Consider the following 296-nt stretch of genomic DNA (forward strand, 5'->3'; position numbering starts at 1 on the left):
ACCCGCTCTTCGATCACCCGCGGACGCCCCGCGGATGGCAGTAGCTCGTGCAGTCCAAGGGCGACCTCGCGAGTGCCATGGACGGCATCCGCGACATCGAGCGGTATGGCATCGGCGAGGAAGGCGGGCGCGGGGCGAATGCACGTGGGTGGCTTCCTCGCGTCCAAGCGCCGACTACTCCCGGTCCCGAGCAGGCCGGCTCTTTCCCGAATGGCGCCCCGCGCGTCCTGAAGCGGAACGGCATGCCGGGCATGCCCGGTGAGACCATGGCCGCGGCAGACGCCCGGCGAGCACGC

The 296-nt window shown here is 71.3% G+C and carries 1 protein-coding gene; it reads left to right on the forward strand.

Annotated elements, in window-relative coordinates; genetic code table 11:
• Window positions 1–47 precede the first annotated feature (47 nt).
• Window positions 48–296 (forward strand): hypothetical protein (locus ACLBXP_RS25815; protein WP_447670651.1); only part of this gene is annotated, 249 nt, incomplete at its 3' end.

The organism is Methylobacterium sp. A54F (assembly GCF_053346035.1).